The organism is Actinokineospora alba, assembly GCF_004362515.1.
Classification (GTDB): Bacteria; Actinomycetota; Actinomycetes; order Mycobacteriales; family Pseudonocardiaceae; genus Actinokineospora; species Actinokineospora alba.
Genome location: NZ_SNXU01000001.1, coordinates 5,989,464 through 6,008,474 on the forward strand (window position 1 = coordinate 5,989,464; position 19,011 = coordinate 6,008,474).

At 70.0% G+C, this 19,011-nt stretch carries 17 protein-coding genes and 1 pseudogene; 9 read left to right on the forward strand and 9 right to left on the reverse strand.

What is annotated here, in order from left to right:
* Positions 1-395: 395 nt before the first annotated feature.
* The gene (locus tag C8E96_RS27360; RefSeq protein ID WP_091369985.1) at positions 396-1,055 is read left to right on the forward strand and encodes a flagellar basal body-associated FliL family protein; all 660 of its coding nucleotides are present in this window, start codon (positions 396-398) and stop codon (positions 1,053-1,055) included.
* A gap of 87 nt (positions 1,056-1,142) precedes the next feature.
* On the forward strand, positions 1,143-1,931 hold the full coding sequence (locus C8E96_RS33565; protein WP_091369987.1) for a flagellar basal body-associated FliL family protein: 789 nt from the start codon (positions 1,143-1,145) through the stop codon (positions 1,929-1,931).
* A 63-nt stretch (positions 1,932-1,994) separates the two neighbouring features.
* Here the strand turns inward: C8E96_RS33565 and C8E96_RS27370 are convergent, their stop codons facing one another.
* Complete coding sequence (locus C8E96_RS27370) at positions 1,995-2,828, reverse strand: tRNA (adenine-N1)-methyltransferase (RefSeq protein ID WP_091369989.1); 834 nt, start codon at positions 2,826-2,828, stop codon at positions 1,995-1,997.
* Between the two features lie 65 nt (positions 2,829-2,893).
* Positions 2,894-4,018: a site-2 protease family protein gene (locus tag C8E96_RS27375; RefSeq protein WP_091369991.1), complete on the reverse strand. Its 1,125-nt coding sequence runs from the start codon at positions 4,016-4,018 to the stop codon at positions 2,894-2,896.
* 125 nt (positions 4,019-4,143) lie between these two features.
* Here C8E96_RS27375 and C8E96_RS27380 point away from each other — a divergent pair, with 125 nt between their 5' ends.
* Both C8E96_RS27380 and C8E96_RS27385 read left to right on the forward strand, forming a co-directional pair.
* Complete coding sequence (locus tag C8E96_RS27380) at positions 4,144-5,040, forward strand: RecB family exonuclease (protein WP_091369994.1); 897 nt, start codon at positions 4,144-4,146, stop codon at positions 5,038-5,040.
* 348 nt (positions 5,041-5,388) lie between these two features.
* Positions 5,389-6,159 (forward strand): thioesterase family protein, encoded by a 771-nt coding sequence (locus C8E96_RS27385; RefSeq protein WP_091369996.1) that lies wholly within the window; start codon positions 5,389-5,391, stop codon positions 6,157-6,159.
* Here C8E96_RS27385 and hisG read toward each other — a convergent pair.
* From hisG to C8E96_RS27400, 3 genes are read right to left on the reverse strand one after another with little or no spacing between them, the layout of a single operon-like run.
* A complete protein-coding gene (gene hisG, locus C8E96_RS27390) occupies positions 6,156-7,001 on the reverse strand; it encodes an ATP phosphoribosyltransferase (RefSeq protein WP_091369998.1) in 846 nt (281 codons plus the stop codon). The two genes, C8E96_RS27385 and hisG, sit on opposite strands and share 4 nt — an antisense overlap.
* 42 nt (positions 7,002-7,043) lie before the next feature.
* A complete protein-coding gene (locus C8E96_RS27395; protein ID WP_091370230.1) occupies positions 7,044-7,307 on the reverse strand; it encodes a phosphoribosyl-ATP diphosphatase in 264 nt (87 codons plus the stop codon).
* Between the two features lie 53 nt (positions 7,308-7,360).
* Positions 7,361-7,783, reverse strand: coding sequence for a DUF3995 domain-containing protein (locus tag C8E96_RS27400; RefSeq protein WP_091370001.1), 423 nt, complete (start codon positions 7,781-7,783; stop codon positions 7,361-7,363).
* 62 nt (positions 7,784-7,845) lie between these two features.
* Between C8E96_RS27400 and C8E96_RS34440 the strand changes: the two are divergent.
* Positions 7,846-8,004 (forward strand): annotated as a pseudogene (locus C8E96_RS34440) (TetR family transcriptional regulator); the annotation flags it as partial.
* 391 nt (positions 8,005-8,395) lie between these two features.
* Here the strand turns inward: C8E96_RS34440 and C8E96_RS27410 are convergent.
* Together C8E96_RS27410 and metH are read right to left on the reverse strand one after the other, a co-directional pair.
* The gene (locus tag C8E96_RS27410; protein WP_228769653.1) at positions 8,396-9,082 is read right to left on the reverse strand and encodes an HAD family hydrolase; all 687 of its coding nucleotides are present in this window, start codon (positions 9,080-9,082) and stop codon (positions 8,396-8,398) included.
* An 11-nt stretch (positions 9,083-9,093) separates the two neighbouring features.
* On the reverse strand, positions 9,094-12,639 hold the full coding sequence (gene metH, locus C8E96_RS27415; RefSeq protein ID WP_091370004.1) for a methionine synthase: 3,546 nt from the start codon (positions 12,637-12,639) through the stop codon (positions 9,094-9,096).
* A 73-nt stretch (positions 12,640-12,712) separates the two neighbouring features.
* Here metH and C8E96_RS27420 point away from each other — a divergent pair, with 73 nt between their 5' ends.
* Together C8E96_RS27420 and C8E96_RS27425 are read left to right on the forward strand one after the other, a co-directional pair.
* Entirely contained in the window at positions 12,713-13,615 is a 903-nt protein-coding gene (locus tag C8E96_RS27420) for a PAC2 family protein (protein WP_091370006.1), read from the forward strand.
* A gap of 279 nt (positions 13,616-13,894) precedes the next feature.
* On the forward strand, positions 13,895-15,010 hold the full coding sequence (locus C8E96_RS27425) for an MFS transporter (protein WP_091370234.1): 1,116 nt from the start codon (positions 13,895-13,897) through the stop codon (positions 15,008-15,010).
* Between the two features lie 352 nt (positions 15,011-15,362).
* Here the strand turns inward: C8E96_RS27425 and mshC are convergent, their stop codons facing one another.
* The gene (gene mshC / locus C8E96_RS27430; protein ID WP_091370008.1) at positions 15,363-16,601 is read right to left on the reverse strand and encodes a cysteine--1-D-myo-inosityl 2-amino-2-deoxy-alpha-D-glucopyranoside ligase; all 1,239 of its coding nucleotides are present in this window, start codon (positions 16,599-16,601) and stop codon (positions 15,363-15,365) included.
* Positions 16,602-16,752: 151 nt separating this feature from the next.
* On the opposite strand from mshC, the gene C8E96_RS27435 reads away from it, so the two are divergent.
* Together C8E96_RS27435 and C8E96_RS27440 are read left to right on the forward strand one after the other, a co-directional pair.
* Complete coding sequence (locus C8E96_RS27435) at positions 16,753-17,949, forward strand: S8 family peptidase (protein ID WP_091370010.1); 1,197 nt, start codon at positions 16,753-16,755, stop codon at positions 17,947-17,949.
* Positions 17,946-18,203 (forward strand): hypothetical protein, encoded by a 258-nt coding sequence (locus C8E96_RS27440; protein ID WP_091370012.1) that lies wholly within the window; start codon positions 17,946-17,948, stop codon positions 18,201-18,203. Before C8E96_RS27435 ends, C8E96_RS27440 begins: the two co-directional genes overlap by 4 nt.
* Here the strand turns inward: C8E96_RS27440 and C8E96_RS27445 are convergent.
* A complete protein-coding gene (locus C8E96_RS27445; RefSeq protein ID WP_091370236.1) occupies positions 18,197-18,991 on the reverse strand; it encodes an ion transporter in 795 nt (264 codons plus the stop codon). The two genes, C8E96_RS27440 and C8E96_RS27445, sit on opposite strands and share 7 nt — an antisense overlap.
* Positions 18,992-19,011: the final 20 nt, after the last annotated feature.

Sequence of the window (19,011 nt, forward strand, 5' to 3'; positions counted from 1 at the left end):
CTGTCGGAACCCGCGTGTCACACCTCAGCAATACCCACTCGGCGGCACTTGATCCACCAAGCCGGTCACTCGGAGGCCTGCCACCTCGCTACGTTGCGTCGGTGTATTACGCCAACCGCGCGCCACGTTGGCAACCCCATTTGGCCACCATGTGGACACTCCCACGTTGTCGCACCACCGGGTCCACTCCGGACGTGCGCAGCCGGGCGTTCCCGATTCGTCATCCGATCGCCGCCGGGCGGAGTCCGCGAGGTCCCGATACCACCGACGCGGGCGAATAGGGTGCCCATACCACGAGGGTCACCCTCACGGGATACCTTCCGATGGGAACGAGACGGCCCCCGAAGCCGTCTAGGGAACGTTGTCGAAACCGACACGAGGAGTCAGGGGCGAGCATGACCTACCCACCGCAGCAGCCCGGCCCATACGGCCCGCAGGGGCCGTACGGCCAGCAGCCTGACCCGTTCGCCGGGCAGACCGCGTACCAGGGCCTCGGTGGCTACCCCGGCGGCGGCGAGCCGCCCGCGCCGAAGAACACCGGCAAGATCGTGGCCATCGTGGCCATCGCGGTGCTGGTGCTCGGCGGCGGCGGAGCGGCCGCGTATTTCCTGACCAAGGGTGACGACAAGCCCTCGACGGCGGCTCCCGCGAGCTCGGAGTCGTCCAAGCCCGAGCCGTCGGAGTCCGACAAGCCCAAGCCGACGAAGTCCACCAAGCCCGGCACGGACACCGGCAACGCCGCCTCCCCCGAGGACATCGTCACCGCCTACATCGCCGCGTACGAGAAGAAGGACTTCTCCACGGTCACCGCCGAGGCGTGCGAGCCCTACAAGAAGAAGTACGGCACCGACACGAGCTCGCTCGAGGACAAGCTGAGCAAGTACGAGGTCAAGGGCACGGCGAAGGGCGACCCCGAGGTCAAGGGGTCCGTCGCCACCGCGGAGATCGACTTGGTGCTGACCCCGGAAACGGGCGAGCCCAAGCCCGCCCACATTCGCATCAAGATCGTCAAGGAAGACGGCGTGTGGCGGTTCTGTGGAGAAGAAACCGCCTGATCAGGCTCGTCCCCCGCAACGCCGCTCCACGAGCGGGCGATTTATCAACGAACGTTCCACCCAATAACCGAGGAGTCGGGTCCGGAGATGACCTACCCACCACAGCAGCCCGGCCCGTACGGCCAAGACCCGCAGGGTCAGCCCGACCCCTACGGCCAGCAGCAGCCCTATGGCCAGCCCGGTTACGGCCAGCAGCCGGGCCAGCAGCCCGCGTGGGGCCAGCCGCAGGGCTATGACCAGACCCAGCAGTACGGCCAGGTCCCCCAGGACCCGTACAACGCCCCGGATCCGTACTCCCAGCAGCAGCAACAGCAGTTCGGCGGGTACGGGCCGGGCGGTGTGCCGCCCAAGAGCAACACCGGCAAGATCGTGGCGATCGTCGCGATCGCGCTGCTCGTGCTCGGCGGCGCCGGGACCGGCGTGTACTTCCTGACCAAGGGCGACGACAAGCCGAGCACCACGGCCGGGACGGATTCGACCTCGTCGGCGAAGCCGAAGCCCACGACGACCGAGGAGGAGCCCACCGAGTCCTCCGAGGAGACGACCACCACCACGAAGAAGTCCTCCGGCGGCGGTGGCGCGGGCGGTGGCGGCGCGGACATCGCGGCGGCGGGCCAGAAGTACGCCGACGCGGTCAACGCCAAGGATGAGGCCGCGGCCAAGGCGCTGACCTGCGACGGGACCGACCCCGGGATCATGTACACCTCGGTCACCGACGGTGGCGCCGACGCCAAGGTGACGGTGGTCGGCGAGCCCACGCTCTACGGCGACGAGAACGGCAAGGTCGACACCGAGGTCGTGATCGGGGGCAGCTCGCCGATCAAGTTCCCGATCGTGTTCGAGAAGAAGTCCAAGGGCTGGTGCGTCTCGCTCTGACGCTTCCACGAGACCGGGTGGCCGGGGCGACAGCGCCCTGACCACCCGGTCTTTCGTTTGGACCTAGCCCTTGCTGGGGCGGCGCTGCGGCCGGGGGGCGACCACGCCGTCGGCGAGCCTGCGAGCGGTCAGCAGGAACGCGGTGTGCCCGATCATGCGGTGCTCGGGGCGCACGGCCAGGCCGACGACGTGCCACGGCCGGATGAGCGTCTCCCAGGCCTGCGGCTCGGTCCAGCAGGTCTGCTCGCGCAGCGCCTCGGTGACCTTCGACAGCTGGGTCGTGGTCGCCACGTAGACGACCAGCACGCCGCCGGGGATGAGGTTCTCCGCGACCACGCCGAGCTGCTCCCACGGGGCCAGCATGTCCAGGATGACCCGGTCGACCTCGCCGGAGTGCTCGGCCAGGTCGGACACGGTCAGCGTCCAGTTCTCGGGGTGCTCCCCGTAGAACTGGACCACGTTGCGCTCGGCGTGGTCGGCGTGGTCCTGGCGGATCTCATAGGACGTGACGCTGCCCGTGGGGCCGACCGCGCGCAGCAGCGAGCAGGTCAGCGCGCCGGAGCCCGCCCCGGCCTCGAGCACGCGCGCGCCCGGGAAGATGTCGCCCTGCATGACGATCTGGGCGGCGTCCTTCGGGTAGATCACCTGCGCGCCGCGCGGCATCGACAGCACGTAGTCCGACAGCAGCGGGCGCAGCGCCAGGTAGGACGTGCCCGCCGCGGAGCTGACCACGGAGCCCTCTGGCTGGCCGATGATGTCGTCGTGGGCGAGCGCACCACGGTGGGTGTGGTACTTCTCGCCCGTCTCGAGGACCAGGGTGTAGTGCCTGCCCTTGGGGTCGGTGAGCTGTACCCGGTCCCCTGCCTCGAAGGGACCGCTGACCTTGCGTGCCGACACCGACGCCTCGCTTCCGTCCTGCTGTGAACCAACGAGAGATGGTCGCAGAAGGTGAAGTCGGGCGGTCAGTCAACCCCTCGGTCGAGTGCGGCGCGGAGATCGTCACGGTGCAGCACGCCGCTCGGGCGGCCTTCGTCGTCGACCACGAGAAACTGCCAGGAGGCGGTCTGGTGGACGCGGTCGATGATGTCCTCGCCGGATTCGGCGGCCAGCAGCACCGACTCCGGGCGGATCGGCTCGGCGGCGAGTTCGGCGGGCGCGTGCGGCGAGCGCTCGGCGAGTTCGCGGGCGGCGATCTCGTCCAGCAGGCCCGCGGCGACCCCGTCGGCGCGCACGAGCACGACCCCGCGGCCCGCGGCGGCGCCGAGCGCGTCGGCGACCGGGCTCTCGGCGGGCAGTTGCAGAATGGGACGGACCAGGTCGCTGAGCCGCAGCCCCGCGGGCCAGGTCCGCTGCCGCTCGTGGGCCAGTTCGCCGCCCGCGCCCGCGCCGACGAACCACGCGGTCAGCAGGCACACGCCCAGCCGCAGCCAGCGGTCCGGCGCCTCGGTGGCCAGGCCCCACAGCGCCCACAGGACGAGCAGGGTCGCGACCGCCCAGCCGCCCACCACCGCGGCCCGGGTGCCCGCGCCACGCCTGCCGGTGAGTGCCCAGACACCCGCGCGCAGCATCCGGCCGCCGTCGAGGGGAAGACCGGGCAGCAGGTTGAACACGGCGACGGCGGCGTTGGCGAAAGCGCACTCCAGGACCAGCACCCACACCGGGCCGGACGCGGGCATCACCATGGCGGCGAGGCCGAACACGGCGGCGAGCAGCACCGACACGGCGGGCCCGGCGGCGGCGATCGCGCCTTCGTGGCCGGGTTTGCTGGGGGTGCGGACGATCTCCGACAGCCCGCCGAGCAGGAACAGCCGAAGCCTGCGCACGGGCAGACCGAGGCGCAGCGCGACCACGCAGTGTCCGAGTTCGTGCGCGAGCACCGAAAGCCCGAGCAGGACGGCGAAGGCGGTGGCCAGCAGCACCGAGGTGAGCATGGTCGCGCCGGGCAGCAGCCTGCCGACGAGCGGGGTGTAGAAGACGACCACGGCCGCCGCGCCGAGCCACCACGACGGCGCGAGGACGACCGGAACCCCGCTGTAGCGGAACAAGAGCAGGCCGCCGGGCGCGCGGGGTGCCGTGGTGCTCGCCATTGGGACACCTTAGGCCCGGCGGGTGTGGCCTCGTTGATCGCCACTGTGATCGCCTTCGTGATCCCCCACAGAACACGCTCGGCGTCCTCCCCGGAACTGTCGGTGCCCGACACTATGGTCTGGGCATGTTCTCCGGACCAGGAACGGAACCCGGCTCGACGCCCGACGCGGCGGCGGCGCCGCGGCGACCGGCGCTGTCACCGTCACGCGCGGGCGATTTCAAGCAATGCCCGCTGCTCTACCGGTTCCGCGCGGTGGACCGGCTGCCGGAGACACCGACGAAGGCGCAGGTCCGCGGCACGGTCGTGCACGCGGTCCTGGAACAGCTCTACGCGCTGCCCGCCGACGAGCGCCAGCCCGACCGGGCCCACGCGATGATCGCGCCGACGTGGGAGCGGTTGTCGGCGGAGGAGCCGGGGCTGACCGCGATCTTCGACGGCGAGAGCGTCGAGGAGCAGCTGGCGGCGTGGCTGGAGTCCGCGGGCGGGTTGGTCGACGGGTACTTCGAGCTGGAGGACCCGCGCAGGCTGCAGCCCGAGGCGTGCGAGCTGCTGGTCGAGACCGAGCTCGACTCGGGGGTCCTGCTGCGCGGCTACATCGACCGCCTCGACGTCGCGCCGACCGGCGAGATCCGGGTGGTCGACTACAAGACGGGCGTCGCGCCACGCGAGATCGGCGAGGCGAAGGCCTTGTTCCAGATGAAGTTCTACGCGCTGGCCCTGTGGCGGCTGCGGGGCGTGGTCCCCCGCCAGCTGCGGCTGATGTACCTGGCCGACCGCCAGTCCCTGGCCTACACCCCGGACGAAGCCGAGCTGTCCCGCTTCGAACGCACCCTCGACGCCATCTGGACCGCCATCCTCCGCGCCGCACCCACCGGCGACTTCCGGCCGAACAAGACGAAACTATGCGATTGGTGTTCCCACCAAGCGATCTGCCCCGCCTTCGGCGGCACCCCACCGGCGTATCCGGGCTGGCCGGAGCCGGACTCGGGGGACGAGACGATCTTGGAACGGGCCGACTGACCGACCGAGCGGCCTTTATGCCTGTTTTGGCTTTGGGTGGGGGTGCCTGTTTGGGTGGGCGGGGTGGTCAGGATCGCTGTACTTGTCGACTGGGGACTCACCCCGACGCCTGAGGCGAGGCCACCAACCCCACTGCAGCTTCGGGTGGTTGGGCTTTATTCGGGGCGGAGATGGCCCTACCCTCGCGGGGGCGGGGCTTCCCTTTCCCCACGCTCTTGACCCGCAGGGCCATCTCAGGGGTCCCCGAATCAAGCCCAACCACCCGAAGGTGCACACCACCCAAGCCCGCGGTGTGGACATGCGGAAGGTGCACCCACCACAACAACAGGCTGGCGGAACGAGGGGACGATGGCTTTCTACATTCCACTGGAAGACAACAGCTTCGAGTCCACAGAGCACACCGCAGGCCCCTGGTCCCCCGACAGCCAACACTTCGGCCCGCCGACCGCCCTGCTCGCGCGAGCCATGGAAGCCCTCCCCACAACGCAACCATCGATGATCGCCCGAATCACCGTGGAAATCCTCGGCCCCCTTCCACTCGCGACAGTCCACGTCCACGCGAGCGTCGAACGCCCAGGAAAGTCCGTCGAGCTTCTGGCAGCGGAATTGAGCACCAACGGCCGCGTGGTGGCGCGAGGACGAGCATGGCGAATGGCCACATCGGACTCTGAGTCAGTGCGCACCGAAGACGGCGAACCGTTGAAAGCGCCGGAGGAAGGCATCCTCCTGAGCAGGCCCGAAGGGTGGGGAGGCGGCTACCTCGACGCCATGGAGATGCGGGCGCTCAGTGGGTCGCTCGCGGACGCCGGTCCGGCCACGGTGTGGGCGCGGCAGCGGGTGGCGTTGGTCAAGGGTGAGGAGCCCACCGGTCTGCAGCGGCTGCTGACCCTCGCCGACTCCGGGAACGGCGTCTCAAGCCTGCTCGACCCACGCCGCTGGTACTTCATCAACACCGAGTTGACCGTCCACGTGCGCAGGCAGCCCGAGGGCGAGTGGATCGGCATGGACGCCCACACCGAGATCGGGGACCACGGCGTCGGGACGGCTTTCACCGTCCTGCACGACCGCCGCGGTCCCCTCGCCCGTGGTGCTCAGGCGCTGCTGATCAAGCCCCGTTAGAGCCTGCAGGCCCGGATGTCGGACGCGAGGACGGCCTTGGCGCCCAGCGCCGCGAGCCGGTCCATGATCGCGTTGACCTCCTTGCGCGGGACCATGGCGCGCACGGCGACCCAGTCCGCGCTGGCCAGCGGGGCCACCGTGGGCGATTCCAGGCCCGGGGTGATCTCGATGGCCGCCTTCAGCAGCGACTGGTGGCAGTCGTAGTCCAGCATCATGTACTGCTGGGCGAACACGACACCCTGCAGCCGCGCCGCGAGCTGGTCGCGGGCCGGTGAGGGCTCCGCGGTGGCCCGCTGCACAAGGATGGCCTCGGAGACACAGATCGCGTCGCCGAAGGCCACCAGGTTGTGCTGGCGCAGCGTGCGGCCCGAGCCGACCACGTCGGCGACCGCGTCGGCCAGGCCGAGCTGGATGGAGATCTCGACCGCCCCGTCGAGGCGGATGACGTCGGCGGTCACGCCGTGTCGGGCGAGGTCGTCGGTGACCAGGTTCGGGTAGGACGTGGCCAGCCGCTTGCCGTCGAGGTCGCCGATTTTCCAGTCGCGGCCCGCGGGCGCGGCGTAGCGGAAGGTGGAGCCGCCGAAGCCGAGCGCGAGCTTCTCCTCGACCGGCGCGCGGGAGTCGAGCGACAGGTCGCGGCCGGTGATGCCGAGGTCGAGCTCGCCGGACCCGACGTAGATCGCGATGTCCTTCGGCCGGAGGAAGAAGAACTCCACCTCGTTGGCCGGGTCGATGACCGTCAGGTCACGGGACTCGTGGCGCTGCCGGTAGCCGGCTTCGGTGAGCATCTCGGACGCGGCGACAGCCAGCGCCCCTTTGTTCGGTACTGCGACGCGCAGCATGGGGGAACTCCTGGGATCGAGGGTGCGGTGACGGCCTACCGGTCACAGATGTCGGTAGACGTCTTCCAGCGTCAGGCCCCGGCCGATCATCAGGACCTGCACCCGGTAGAGGAGTTGCGACACTTCCTCCGCCAGCTCGTCGTCGGTCTCGTGTTCGGCGGCGATCCATACCTCGCCCGCCTCTTCGAGAACCTTCTTGCCTTGCGCGTGCACACCGGCGTCCAGCGCCGCGACCGTTCCCGAGCCCTCAGGCCGGGTCTTCGCCCGTTCGCTGAGTTCGGCGAACAGTTCGTCGAACGTCTTCACGAGCGACGATCCTTCCATCCCCACCCGGGACGCAGGCAACAAGGGGACCGAGGTCACCCGGTCGTGCCCACCGCGACGGCCAGGCAGGCCCCGCCGAGCACCACGCAGAGCGGTGCGTACACCCGCAGATCCCAGTAGGTGAACTCGGTGTCCTTGCGCGCCGAAGTGATGAAACCGGCCACCCCGCGGAACAGGAGCACCGCGGCCACGGTCGCCGTGCCCACCGGCGTCGCCCACCGCGGACCGATCACGCCGACAATTCCCGCACGTGCCGCGACCAGGTAGGCCGCCGCGAACAGTGCGATCGCCACCAGCGCCGTCAGGAATCGATTCGGCAGATCGTCGGCCTCCACGCCCACCACTTTCCGGGCGAATTCCGCGCGCGTGCGCACCGGCCACGGGCTGAACATCCACACCACGTGCAAGCCCCCCACCAGCACCAACACGATCGCGGCGATACCTCCGAGCACCATCATGAGCTACTCCCCTCCGTCGTCCATACAGCACTGTATGGATTTCCGTACAGTACTGTACGGCCGTGACGAAGCCCAGACTGAGCCGTGCCGACTGGATCACAGCGGCGCTCGGCGCCCTGGCCACCGGCGGGGTGACAGCCGTCGCCGTCGACCCCATCGCCAACGCCCTCGGCGTGACCCGGGGCAGCTTCTACTGGCACTTCGAGAACCGGGCGGACCTGCTGCGCGCGGCCTTGGACTGGTGGGAGCACGAGGGCACCACGTCGGTCATCGAGCGCGTCGAACACATCACCGACCCGCACGAGCGGCTGCGCACGCTGTTCTTCGTGGCACTGTCGGAAGACCCGACCGAGGGCTTGGAGCCCGCGTTGGTGGCCCACGCGGATGACCCGATCGTGGCGCCGGTGTTGAACCGGGTGACCGCCCGCCGGATCGACTTCCTGACCCAGGCCTACACGGACGCGGGCCTACCACCCGAGCGCGCCCGCCTCCAGGCCGTGGTCACCTACTCCGCCTACGTGGGGTGGACGGAACTGCGCCGCGCGACACCCGACGCCGCCCCCGAGACGGTCGACGACCCGGTGGCGCTGCGGTATCTGATCGACACGATGGTCAACGCAGCGCGCGCAGAGCCTCCGGGCCGAACCCCACCAGGGAGTCCCGAAGCACCCGCCGCTCCCCCGCCGCCACCGGCACATCACACGGCACCACAACAACCAGACACCCGGCAGCGACCGCCGAAGCCGTCCCGGTAGGCGAATCCTCGACCGCCACACACCGCTCGGCGGAAACGCCCAGCAGCCGTGCGGCCTTCAAATAGGGCTCAGGCAACGGCTTGTTGAGCCCGTCGACCTCGTCCCCGCACACCGACACATCGAAGAACTCACGCCCGACCGTATCCAGCGCGACCTCGGCCAAAGCGCGTTCAGTCGAAGTGACCAATGCTGTGGGCACCCCCGAATCCCGCACGGACCGCAGCGCCTCCAGCGCACCGGGACGGAAAGTCGCCTTGGTGGCGAACAACTCCGCCATCCTCGAGTCCACATAGGCCACAGCGTCGCGGACCTGCTCCGCGGACGGCGAGATCCCCGCCGAGCCGAAGAGCAGGCCCATCGTCGTGGGGATGTTCGTGCCGACCATCGCGCGGCGGGTCTCGACGGACAGTGGTGCGCCGAGCTGTTCGCCGAGTTCGTAGAGCGGGACATCCCACAGCTTCTCGGAGTCGAGCAAGGTGCCGTCGAGATCCCAGAGCACGGCGGCGGGCAGGCCGTCCGAGTCCAGAGTGGACGGTCGAGTCACGAGATCCCCTGTCACGTGTTGAAGTACTTGGCTTCCGGGTGGTGCAGCACGATCGCGTCGGTCGACTGTTCCGGGTGGAGCTGGAACTCCTCCGACAGCTTGACGCCGATCCGCTCCGGGTCGAGCAGGTCGACGATCTTCGCGCGGTCCTCCAGGTTCGGGCACGCGCCGTAGCCCAGGGAGAACCGCGCACCCCGGTAGCCCAGCGAGAAGTAGTCGATGATGTCGGCCGGGTCCTCGTCGGCCACCGCCTTGCCGCCCGCGAACGTCAGCTCCTCGCGGATGCGCCGGTGCCAGTACTCCGCGAGCGCCTCCGCGAGCTGCACACCGAGGCCGTGGACCTCGAGGTAGTCCCGGTAGGCGTTCGCCGTGAACAGCTCGTTGGCGAAGTCCGCGATGGGCTGGCCCATCGTCACCAGGCTGAACCCGACGACGTCGACCACACCGGACTCGCGCGGGCGGAAGAAGTCGGCCAGGCAGAGCCTGCGTTCCTTGGGCTGGCGCGGGAAGGTGAACCGGGTGCGCTCCGGCGCGTCGACGGTCGGCTCGGTGAGGATCACCAGGTCGTCGCCTTCGGACACGCACGGGAAGTACCCGTAGACCACGGCCGCGTGCGCCAGGACGCCCTCCGTGGCGAGCCGGTCGAGCCAGTAGCGCAGCCGCGGGCGACCCTCGGTCTCGACCAGCTCCTCATAGGACGGTCCGGCACCGCCGCGCACGCCCTTGAGGCCCCACTGGCCCATGAAGGTGGCGCGCTCGTCGAGCATCGCCGAGTAGTCCGCGACCGGGACGCCCTTGATGATCCGGTTGCCCCAGAACGGCGGGTTCGGCACGGGGACGTCGGTGGACACATCGGACCGCGCGGGCTGCTCGACCTCTTCAGCCGCCTCTTTCGCCTTGCGCGCCTCGGCGATGCGCAGCGAACGCTCCCGGCGGGCCCGGCGTTCGGCGGCCTTGGCCTTCATGTCCTCGTCGACCAGCGGCGACTCGCCGCGCTTCGCGGCCATGATCGCGTCCATCAGCCGCAGGCCCTCGAAGGCGTCCCGCGCGTAGCGGACGTCGCCGAGGTACATGTCGGTGAGGTCGTTCTCCACGTAGGCGCGGGTCAGCGCCGCCCCGCCGAGCATCACCGGCCACTTGGCGGCGACGTTGCGGGAGTTCATCTCCTCCAGGTTCTCCTTCATGATCACCGTGGACTTGACGAGCAGGCCGGACATGCCGATGACGTCGGCCCGGTGTTCCTCGGCGGCGTCGAGGATGGTCGTGATGGGCTGCTTGATGCCCAGGTTCACCACGTCGTAGCCGTTGTTGGACAAGATGATGTCGACGAGGTTCTTGCCGATGTCGTGCACGTCGCCCTTGACCGTGGCGAGCACGATGCGGCCCTTGCCGTCGTCGTCGGACTTCTCCATGTGCGGCTCGAGGTGCGCGACAGCCGCCTTCATGACCTCGGCGGACTGCAGCACGAACGGCAGCTGCATCTGCCCGGACCCGAACAGCTCGCCGACGGTCTTCATCCCGGCGAGCAGCGTGTCGTTGATGATCTGCAGGGCGGGACGCTCCTTGAGCGCCTCGTCCAGGTCGGCGCCGAGGCCCTTGCGCTCGCCGTCGACGATGCGCCGCTCCAGCCGGTCGAACAGCGGCAGCGCCGCGAGTTCCTGGGCGCGGGTGGCCTTGGAGGAGGCCACGGTGGCGCCCTCGAACAGCTCCATCAGCTTCTGCAGCGGGTCGTAGCCCTCGCGGCGGCGGTCATAGACCAAGTCCAGCGCCACGGCCCGGCGCTCGTCCGGGATGCGGGCCATCGGGACGATCTTCGAGGCGTGCACGATCGCGGTGTCCAGGCCCGCCTGGACGCATTCGTGCAGGAACACGCTGTTGAGGACCTGGCGGGCGGCCGCGTTGAGCCCGAAGGACACGTTCGACACGCCCAGGGTCGTCTTGACCTCCGGGTAGCGCTGCTTGAGCTGCCGGATCGCCTCGATGGTCTCGATGGCGTCCTTGCGGACCTCTTCCTGACCGGTGGTGATCGGGAAGGTCAGGCAGTCCACGATGATGTCGCCGACGCGCATGCCCCAGTCGCCGACCAGGGCGTCGATCGTGCGCGCGGCGATGCGGACCTTGTCGACCGCGGTGCGGGCCTGGCCCTCCTCGTCGATGCACATGACGACGACGGCGGCGCCGTGCTCGCGGACCAGCTCCATCATCCGGTGGTAGCGCGACGTGGGGCCGTCGCCGTCCTCGAAGTTGACCGAGTTGACCGCGCAGCGGCCGCCCAGGCGCTCCAGGCCGGCGCGGATGACCTCGGGCTCGGTGGAGTCGAGCATGATCGGCAGCGTCGACGCGGTGGCCAGCCTGCCCGCCAGCTCGGCCATGTCGACGGCGCCGTCGCGGCCGACGTAGTCGACGCACAGGTCGAGCATGTGGGCGCCGTCGCGGGTCTGGGCGCGGGCGATCTCGATGCAGTCGTCGAACTTGCTGTTGAGCATGGCCTCGCGGAACGCCTTGGAGCCGTTGGCGTTGGTCCGCTCGCCGATGACCAGCACGGACGCGTCCTGCTGGAACGGCACCGCCTGGTAGAGCGACGACACGCCCGGCTCGGGGCGCGGCTTGCGGGGGGCCGGGGTCAGCTCGCGCACGGCGTCGACGACCTGGCGGATGTGCTCGCCGGTGGTGCCGCAACAGCCGCCGACGAGCCGGGTGCCGAAGTCGGTGACGAACGCGCTCAGCGCCACCGCGAGCTCGTCGGGCTTGAGCGGGTACACCGCGCCGTTCGGGCCGAGCTCGGGCAGGCCTGCGTTCGGCATCACCGAGAGCGGGATGCGGGCGTGCTTCGACAGCGTCCTGAGGTGCTCGCTCATCTCGGCAGGGCCGGTGGCGCAGTTGAGGCCGATCAGGTCGATGCCCAGCGGCTCCAGCGCGGTCAGCGCGGCGCCGATCTCCGTGCCGAGCAGCATGGTGCCGGTGGTCTCGACGGTGACCTGGGTGATGATCGGGACGATCCGGCCCTCGGCGGCCATGGCGCGCTTGGCGCCGATGATCGATGCCTTGGTCTGCAGCAGGTCCTGCGAGGTCTCCACGATGACGGCGTCGATCCCGCCGACCAGCATGCCGCGCACCTGTTCCTGATACGCGTCGCGCAGGGTCGCATAGGGAGCGTGGCCCAGCGTGGGGAGCTTGGTGCCCGGGCCGACCGAGCCCAGGACGAACCGCGGGTGCTCGGCGGTGCTGAACTCGTCGGCGACCTCGCGGGCCAGGCGGGCGCCGGACTCCGAGAGCTCGAAGATCCGCTCCGGGATGTCGTACTCGGCGAGGTTCGCGAGATTCGCCCCGAACGTGTTCGTCTCGACGGCGTCGGATCCGGCCTCGAAGTACTCGCGGTGGACCTGGCGCACGACGTCGGGGCGAGTGATGTTCAAGATCTCGTTGCAGCCCTCGAGACCCGCGAAGTCATCAAGTGTGAGGTCGACACCTTGCAGCATGGTGCCCATGGCCCCGTCCGCGACGAGGACACGGTCGTTGAGAGCTGCGATGAAGGGCGACACGACGCTATCCGGCATGTCGACCAGCCTACGATCTCCGTCCACCCGCACAGGGTCGTAGGCTTGCGCAGTGACAGATCCGGACCCGCACATGACTGCCGACGCAGAGCCCAAGGTCGAGCCGCAGGACCTCGTCGACCCCGTAATGGTGGCGGCGTTCGAGGGCTGGAATGACGCGGGAGACGCCGCGAGCACGGCAATCGAGCATTTGCAGCTCACTTGGGACGCCACGCCGCTGCTCGAGATCGACCCGGACGACTACTACGATTTCCAGGTGACGAGACCCACAGTCCGCATGGTGGAAGGGGTCACTCGTCGGGTGGAATGGCCGACAACACGCCTGTACGTGTGTCGTCCGCCGGGGTCCAACCGGGACGTGGTGCTCGTGCACGGCATCGAGCCGAACATGCGCTGGCGCAAGTTCTGCGCCGAGTTGCTCCAGCACGTCGACGATCTCAAGGTGAGCACCGTGGTGACCCTCGGGGCGCTCCTCGCCGACACCCCGCACACCCGGCCCGTCCCCGTGACCGGCACCGCCTACGACGCCAACTCGGCCGCCCAGTTCGGTCTCGAACGGTCCCGCTACGAGGGGCCGACCGGCATCGTCGGGGTGCTGCAGGACGCGTGTGTGCAGGTGGGGGTGCCCGCGATCTCCATTTGGGCGGCCGTCCCGCACTACGTGTCGCAGCCGCCGTCGCCCAAGGCCACGCTGGCGCTGCTGCACCGGGTCGAGGAGGTCCTCGACGTGGAGGTGCCGCTGGGCACGCTGCCGGAGCAGGCCGAGGAGTGGCAGCGGACCGTCAGTGAGATGGCGGAGGAGGACGAGGACGTCCGCAACTACGTCCGGGCCCTGGAGGAACGCGGCGACGCCGAGAACACCCTCAACGAGACCAGCGGCGACGCGATCGCCGCCGAGTTCGAGCGCTACCTGCGCAGGCGCAGGCCAGGCGGTTCGGGTCGGGGCACCTCGGGGCCTGGGCCGACTGGGGTGTGACCGACGACGAGTCGGGTGACGGCGGGCCACGACCGGCCCGCCCACCCGGCGCGAAGCTTTCGACCTGGGCTGCGCGGCTCATCGATTGGTCGCAAAGCAGCCGACTTCGGGCGGATTTGTGGCTCCATATCGGACAAAACGGGCCGACTGGGGCGCGTCGTGGCGGCTGTGGGAAGCGGTGCGGGATCACCGAAATGCCCGCGCCGAACACGCTGGCGGCCCCCTCATGACCGGGCGGGGTCGCGTGAGCGCCCACGTCCGAGACTCCGGCGGCCCGTGGTGACCGGGCGGGTTCGGGCGGCGGCGCTCTACGCGGGTGGATTTCTCGGGCCGTTCGCGGGGGCGGTGCCCACTTCGATGTTTCCCGAGCTCGGGGCCGAGTTCGGGGTGGCCGACCACACCGCCTCCCTCTCCCTCACCGCCTACCTCGTCCCGTTCGCGGCGCTGATGCTGTTCTCCGGGACGCTGGGCGCGAGGTGGGGCGCCGGGCGCAGTGTGCGGGTCGCCTACCTCGTTTATGTGGTTGCTTCCGTGGGCTGTGTGGTCGCCGGGTCGTTCGAGGTCTTCCTGGTGGCGCGGGCCGTGCAGGGCGGCGCCAACGCGTTCACCACTCCCCTGTTGCTCGCCGCCATCGGCGCGGTCACGCCCCGGGAGCGGCTGGGGCGGGCGCTCGGGCTGTTCGGGGCGCTGCAGGCGGCGGGCACGACGAGCGCGCCGCTGCTCGGCGGGCTCGCGGCCGAAGTGGACTGGGCGTGGGCGTTCGTCGCCGTCGGGGCCACGGCGGCGGTACTGGCGGTGGTGGGGCTGCCGTCGTCGCTGCGGGCGCCGTCCGGGGAGTCGCACCGGTTGCGGTCGGTGTGGCGGGCGGACGTGCTGCGGCCCGCCGCGGTCGCGCTGGTCGGGTGGGCGTGCCTGGGCGGGATGGCGTTCATGGTGGCGCTGCGGGCGGTCGACGAGTTCGGGTTGGGCGCGGCGCAGCGTGGGGCGCTGTTGACCGGGTTCGGCGTGTTCGGGCTGCTCAGCGCCCACGCGGTGGGGCGGTCGATCGACCGGCTGGGGCCACGGCGGGCGGTTGTGCTCGGGGCGGTGGCGGGCGCGGTGCCGGTGGTCCTGGTCGGGGTCCTGCCGTGGATCCCCGCGATGGCGGCGGTGTGGGCGCTGGCCGGGATGACGACCCAGTTCGTCCAGGTGGGACTCAACACGCTGATCTTGTCCGACCCGGGGCCGAACCGGGCGGGCGCGCTGTCGGTCGTGCTGGCGTTCCGCTTCTTCGGCGGCGCCGCGGCACCGCCCGCGTTCACCCCGATCTACCAGGCCGACCCGGTGGCGGGCTTCGTCATCCCGGCCGCGCTGCTGGTGCTGGTGGTGCCGCCCGCGATGCGCCGCCGCCGTTAGGCTCGCCGCACCGAAACCCCTCTTTTGGGGGATTGTTGATCTCGTACGACCTGACCTTCCGCCCCCTCGCCGATTCGGGCGGCTACTGATGTGGGGAATGTGCCTATGGCTCGGGCGTTTGAGCGGGCTGGGTATGTGAACTTTGAGCGGGCCCTTCACATGACTTGGGGCTAAGCCCTAAGCACGATCTTGTCGCTGGGTGCCCGTTCGGCCGCGAGGTCGCGGTGACGTTTCGGGGGTTTCGCACGAACACGCCATCGAAGTTGGCAGTGTTCGTGCGGGACCCCGAAACGTCACCATCAAAGCGACCGAGCCGCGCCACCAGGCGCCATGACACAGCGACCGAGCCAAATTACAGTTCGATCCCCAATAGGGCGTCGATCGCGGCCTTCGCCTCGGCGGGGGCGTTGTCCTCCGTGCCCTCGCCCAGCCTGGTCTGCTCCGCCCACGCGTCGATCGCGGCGATCGCGGCGGGGGTGTCCAGGTCGTTGGACAGGTGTTCGCGGATTTCGGCGATCAGGGGTGCGGCGTCGACGCCCTTGGCCGCGTTGACCGCTTCCCGCCAGCGGGCCATCCGCGTGACGGCCTCGTCGAGGACGTTCTGGGTCCAGGTGCGGTCTTCGCGGTAGTGGCCGGACAGCAGGCCCAGTCGCACCGCCATGATGTCGACGTTGTCGGCGCGCAGTCTTGAGACGAACACCAGGTTGCCGCGGGACTTGGACATTTTTTCGCCGTCCAGGCCGATCATCGCGGCGTGGGCGTAGTGCTGGGCGAAGGGGTTCCTGCCGGTCAGGGCCTCCGCGTGGGCGGCGCTGAACTCGTGGTGGGGGAAGATCAGGTCCGACCCGCCGCCCTGCAGGTCGAAGCCCATGCCCAGGCGGTTGAGGGCGATGGCGCTGCACTCGATGTGCCAGCCGGGCCTGCCCGGGCCCAGTTCGCTGTCCCAGCTCGGCTCGCCGGGCCGGGCGACGCGCCACAGGAGGGCGTCGAGGGGGTGGCGCTTGCCCTTGCGGTCCGGGTCTCCGCCGCGCTCGGCGAAGTACTTCGCCATGGTCTGCTCGTCGTAGCGGGACTCGGCGCCGAACTGGCCGCTTGCCTGGTGGTCGAAGTAGATGTCCGGGAACTCCGGGTCGTCGGCGTGGTAGGCCGCGCCGTTGGCCAGGAGCTTCGCCACGGCCTCGACGACCTCCGGGATCGCTTCGACGGCCCCGATGTACTCGCGCGGCGGCAGCACCCGCAGCGCGGTCATGTCCTCGCGGAACAGCGCCGTCTCCCGCATCCCCAGCACGACCCAGTCGTCCTGGTCGCGCTCGGCGCGCTCCAGCAGCGGGTCGTCGATGTCGGTGACGTTCTGGACGTAGTGCACCTGATGGCCGTTGTCCAGCCACACGCGGTGGACCAGGTCGAACGCGAGGTAGGTCGCCGCGTGCCCGAGGTGCGTGGCGTCGTACGGGGTGATCCCGCAGACGTACATGGTCGCGGTGGGCCCCGGGGTGGTCAGGCGGATCTCGCCCGCGCTGGTGTCGTGGAGCCGAAGCGGGCGCGGCGTGCCGGGCACCCGCGGCACCGGATGGGATTGCCAGGTCTGCATGACTCCGACATTAATCGCACCGACTTCGGCGACCGGGTGAATTCAGTGTGTGGACGGCCTGCGCAGTCAATTGTGTGACCTCCGTTACATACCCTGGTGGTGGGCCGATCACATAAGCAGGTGGGAGCACGCTGGGAGAGGGGCCGGGACCATGACGGAGCCGCAGGACACACCACAAGGCGGGACAACCGGACGCTATCTGGTGCTGATGGAGGACCACGCCGTCGAGGCGGTCGACGCGGGCACACGCCAGATGGGCGACGTGGCGGGAATCCGCGCCGCCAGCAACGCCGACACCGAGGACGCGGAAGTCGACTTCCAAGGCACCGAGGGGCTGGTGCTGCGCGAACTCGGCATCGCCATCGTCAACGCCGATCCCGACCAACTGGCCGCGCTGGACCGCGCGGCGCACGAGCCGGGCCCGCTGTCGCTGGTCGAGCCGGAGCGGCGGGTCTACGCGATCAGCGCCCTGCCCGCCGAGGAGCCGCTCGCGGTCGACGAGAGCCAGTTCACCTGGGGCATGCAGGCGGTACGCGCGCAGCTGAGCCAGGCGACCGGCGAGGGCATCCGGGTGGCCGTGCTCGACACCGGCTTCGACGTCAACCACGCCGACTTCGCCGGGCGCTCGGTCACGACCAGCTCGTTCATCCAGGGCGAGGACGTGCAGGACGGCCACGGCCACGGCACACACTGCATCGGCACCGCGTGCGGTCCGCGCGACCCGGCGGAGGGTCCCGGCTACGGCATGGCCTACAAGTCGGAGATCTTCGCGGGCAAGGTGCTGAGCAACCGCGGGTCCGGCACCGACGGCGGCATCCTCGCCGGCATCGCGTGGGCGATCACCAACGGCTGCCCGATCGTGTCGATGTCCCTGGGCGCCGCCACCCGCCCCGGCGACCCGTACTCCCGCACCTATGAGAGTGCAGCCAACCGCGCGATGGCGCAGGGGACGCTGATCATCGCGGCCGCGGGCAACGAGTCACGGCGGCAGAACGGCCGGATCAACCCGGTCGGCCACCCGGCGAACTGCCCGTCGATCATGGCGGTCGGCGCGGTGGACGTGAACATGGCGATGGCGTGGTTCTCGTGCGGCACGGTCGACGAGATCGGCCAGGTCGACATCGTCGGGCCGGGCGTGGACGTGTACTCGTCGTGGCCCGCTCCCCTGGGACACAACAGGATCAGCGGCACGAGCATGGCCACCCCGCACGTCGCGGGCGTGGCGGCGCTCATCGCCCAGGCGACCGGCGCGCGGGCGTGGGAGTTGTGGGCGAGACTGAGCCAGATCGCACGGCGGCTGCCGCTGCCGTCCACCGACGTGGGAGCGGGGCTGGTGCAGGCGCCATGAACGATGTCGACGAACCGCTCGAGCGGGTGATGGTGACCCTGGACGACGCCGGGCTGTCCCGGGTCGACGAGGTCGTGGCCGAACTCCGCCGGGCCGGGATGGACGTCGAGCAGATCATCGAGCCGGTGGGCACCATCACCGGCTCGGTGCCGCTCGACGCGCTGGACGCGGTGCAGGACGTGACCGGGGTGGACTTCGTGGAGCCGCAGGTCGCCGCGTTCCAGATCCCGGACCCGGACGACGACATTCAGTAGGCGCGTTTCGGGGCGTCCGCGGGGGCGAACTCGGGCAGGTCCTTGTGGGCGCCCTCGCGGACGGCCTGGCGGATCTGCTCGATGTTCTCGCGCAGCATGTCCGAGATCAGCTCGTCGGTGCGCGGGTCGGCGAGCATCTCCAGGACCACCCGCAGGGTCGCGTCGGTGACCGCGCCGACGATCTCGTCGTGGAACGGCAGCACCCGCAGCCTGCCCACCTGCCGGTCGTGTTTGAGCTTCTCCAGCACCATCTCCCGGATCTCCACCCGGTTCTCCTCCAGCGCGCCCGCGACGTTGCGGGCATAGTGGCCGGTGCGCAGGACGGAGACGACCTCTTCGAGCACGGCGACGGTGAGCGGTTTCTTGACCACGTCGATGAGCAGGCCGCCGAAGCGCCCCATGGCCCGGTGGGCGAGTTCCTCGCTGACCGAGCGGTCCACGGGCATGTGCAGCCGGGTCATGATCACCGCGATCCGCCACACCCGCAGCAGCCGGAACGCGCGGAACGCGAGGTGCGACACCGGGATCATGCCGACCACGTCGTACCAGTTGTGCCACAGGAACCGCCGGGTGAAGCCCGCCGTCCGCCAGCGCCAGAGGAACTCCACGGCGAACACCCCGCAGAGCGCCCAGTCGATCCGGGTGATGAGGGTGGCGACGTCGGGTGCGGGCTTCCAGAACGTCCGGTAGGTCAGCAGGCCGACGGCGAACAGCGCCAGCAGCAGCATCAGCCAGTCGTCCAGACTGACCCGATGCTTCTTCGGCGAACCCGCCAGTGAGATGACCATGACCACAAACATGTCACGGT

What these genes read in the sequence shown, in the direction of transcription:
- C8E96_RS27445 (WP_091370236.1), bottom strand. Translation starts at nt 18,991, where the DNA reads ATGGTCATCTCACTGGCGGGTTCGCCGAAGAAGCATCGGGTCAGTCTG.
- C8E96_RS27380 (WP_091369994.1), top strand. Translation starts at nt 4,144, where the DNA reads ATGTTCTCCGGACCAGGAACGGAACCCGGCTCGACGCCCGACGCGGCG.
- C8E96_RS27360 (WP_091369985.1), top strand. Translation starts at nt 396, where the DNA reads ATGACCTACCCACCGCAGCAGCCCGGCCCATACGGCCCGCAGGGGCCG.
- C8E96_RS27435 (WP_091370010.1), top strand. Translation starts at nt 16,753, where the DNA reads ATGACGGAGCCGCAGGACACACCACAAGGCGGGACAACCGGACGCTAT.
- C8E96_RS27420 (WP_091370006.1), top strand. Translation starts at nt 12,713, where the DNA reads ATGACTGCCGACGCAGAGCCCAAGGTCGAGCCGCAGGACCTCGTCGAC.
- C8E96_RS33565 (WP_091369987.1), top strand. Translation starts at nt 1,143, where the DNA reads ATGACCTACCCACCACAGCAGCCCGGCCCGTACGGCCAAGACCCGCAG.
- C8E96_RS27375 (WP_091369991.1), bottom strand. Translation starts at nt 4,018, where the DNA reads ATGGCGAGCACCACGGCACCCCGCGCGCCCGGCGGCCTGCTCTTGTTC.
- C8E96_RS27440 (WP_091370012.1), top strand. Translation starts at nt 17,946, where the DNA reads ATGAACGATGTCGACGAACCGCTCGAGCGGGTGATGGTGACCCTGGAC.
- mshC (WP_091370008.1), bottom strand. Translation starts at nt 16,601, where the DNA reads ATGCAGACCTGGCAATCCCATCCGGTGCCGCGGGTGCCCGGCACGCCG.
- C8E96_RS27400 (WP_091370001.1), bottom strand. Translation starts at nt 7,783, where the DNA reads ATGATGGTGCTCGGAGGTATCGCCGCGATCGTGTTGGTGCTGGTGGGG.
- metH (WP_091370004.1), bottom strand. Translation starts at nt 12,639, where the DNA reads ATGCCGGATAGCGTCGTGTCGCCCTTCATCGCAGCTCTCAACGACCGT.
- C8E96_RS27385 (WP_091369996.1), top strand. Translation starts at nt 5,389, where the DNA reads ATGGCTTTCTACATTCCACTGGAAGACAACAGCTTCGAGTCCACAGAG.
- hisG (WP_091369998.1), bottom strand. Translation starts at nt 7,001, where the DNA reads ATGCTGCGCGTCGCAGTACCGAACAAAGGGGCGCTGGCTGTCGCCGCG.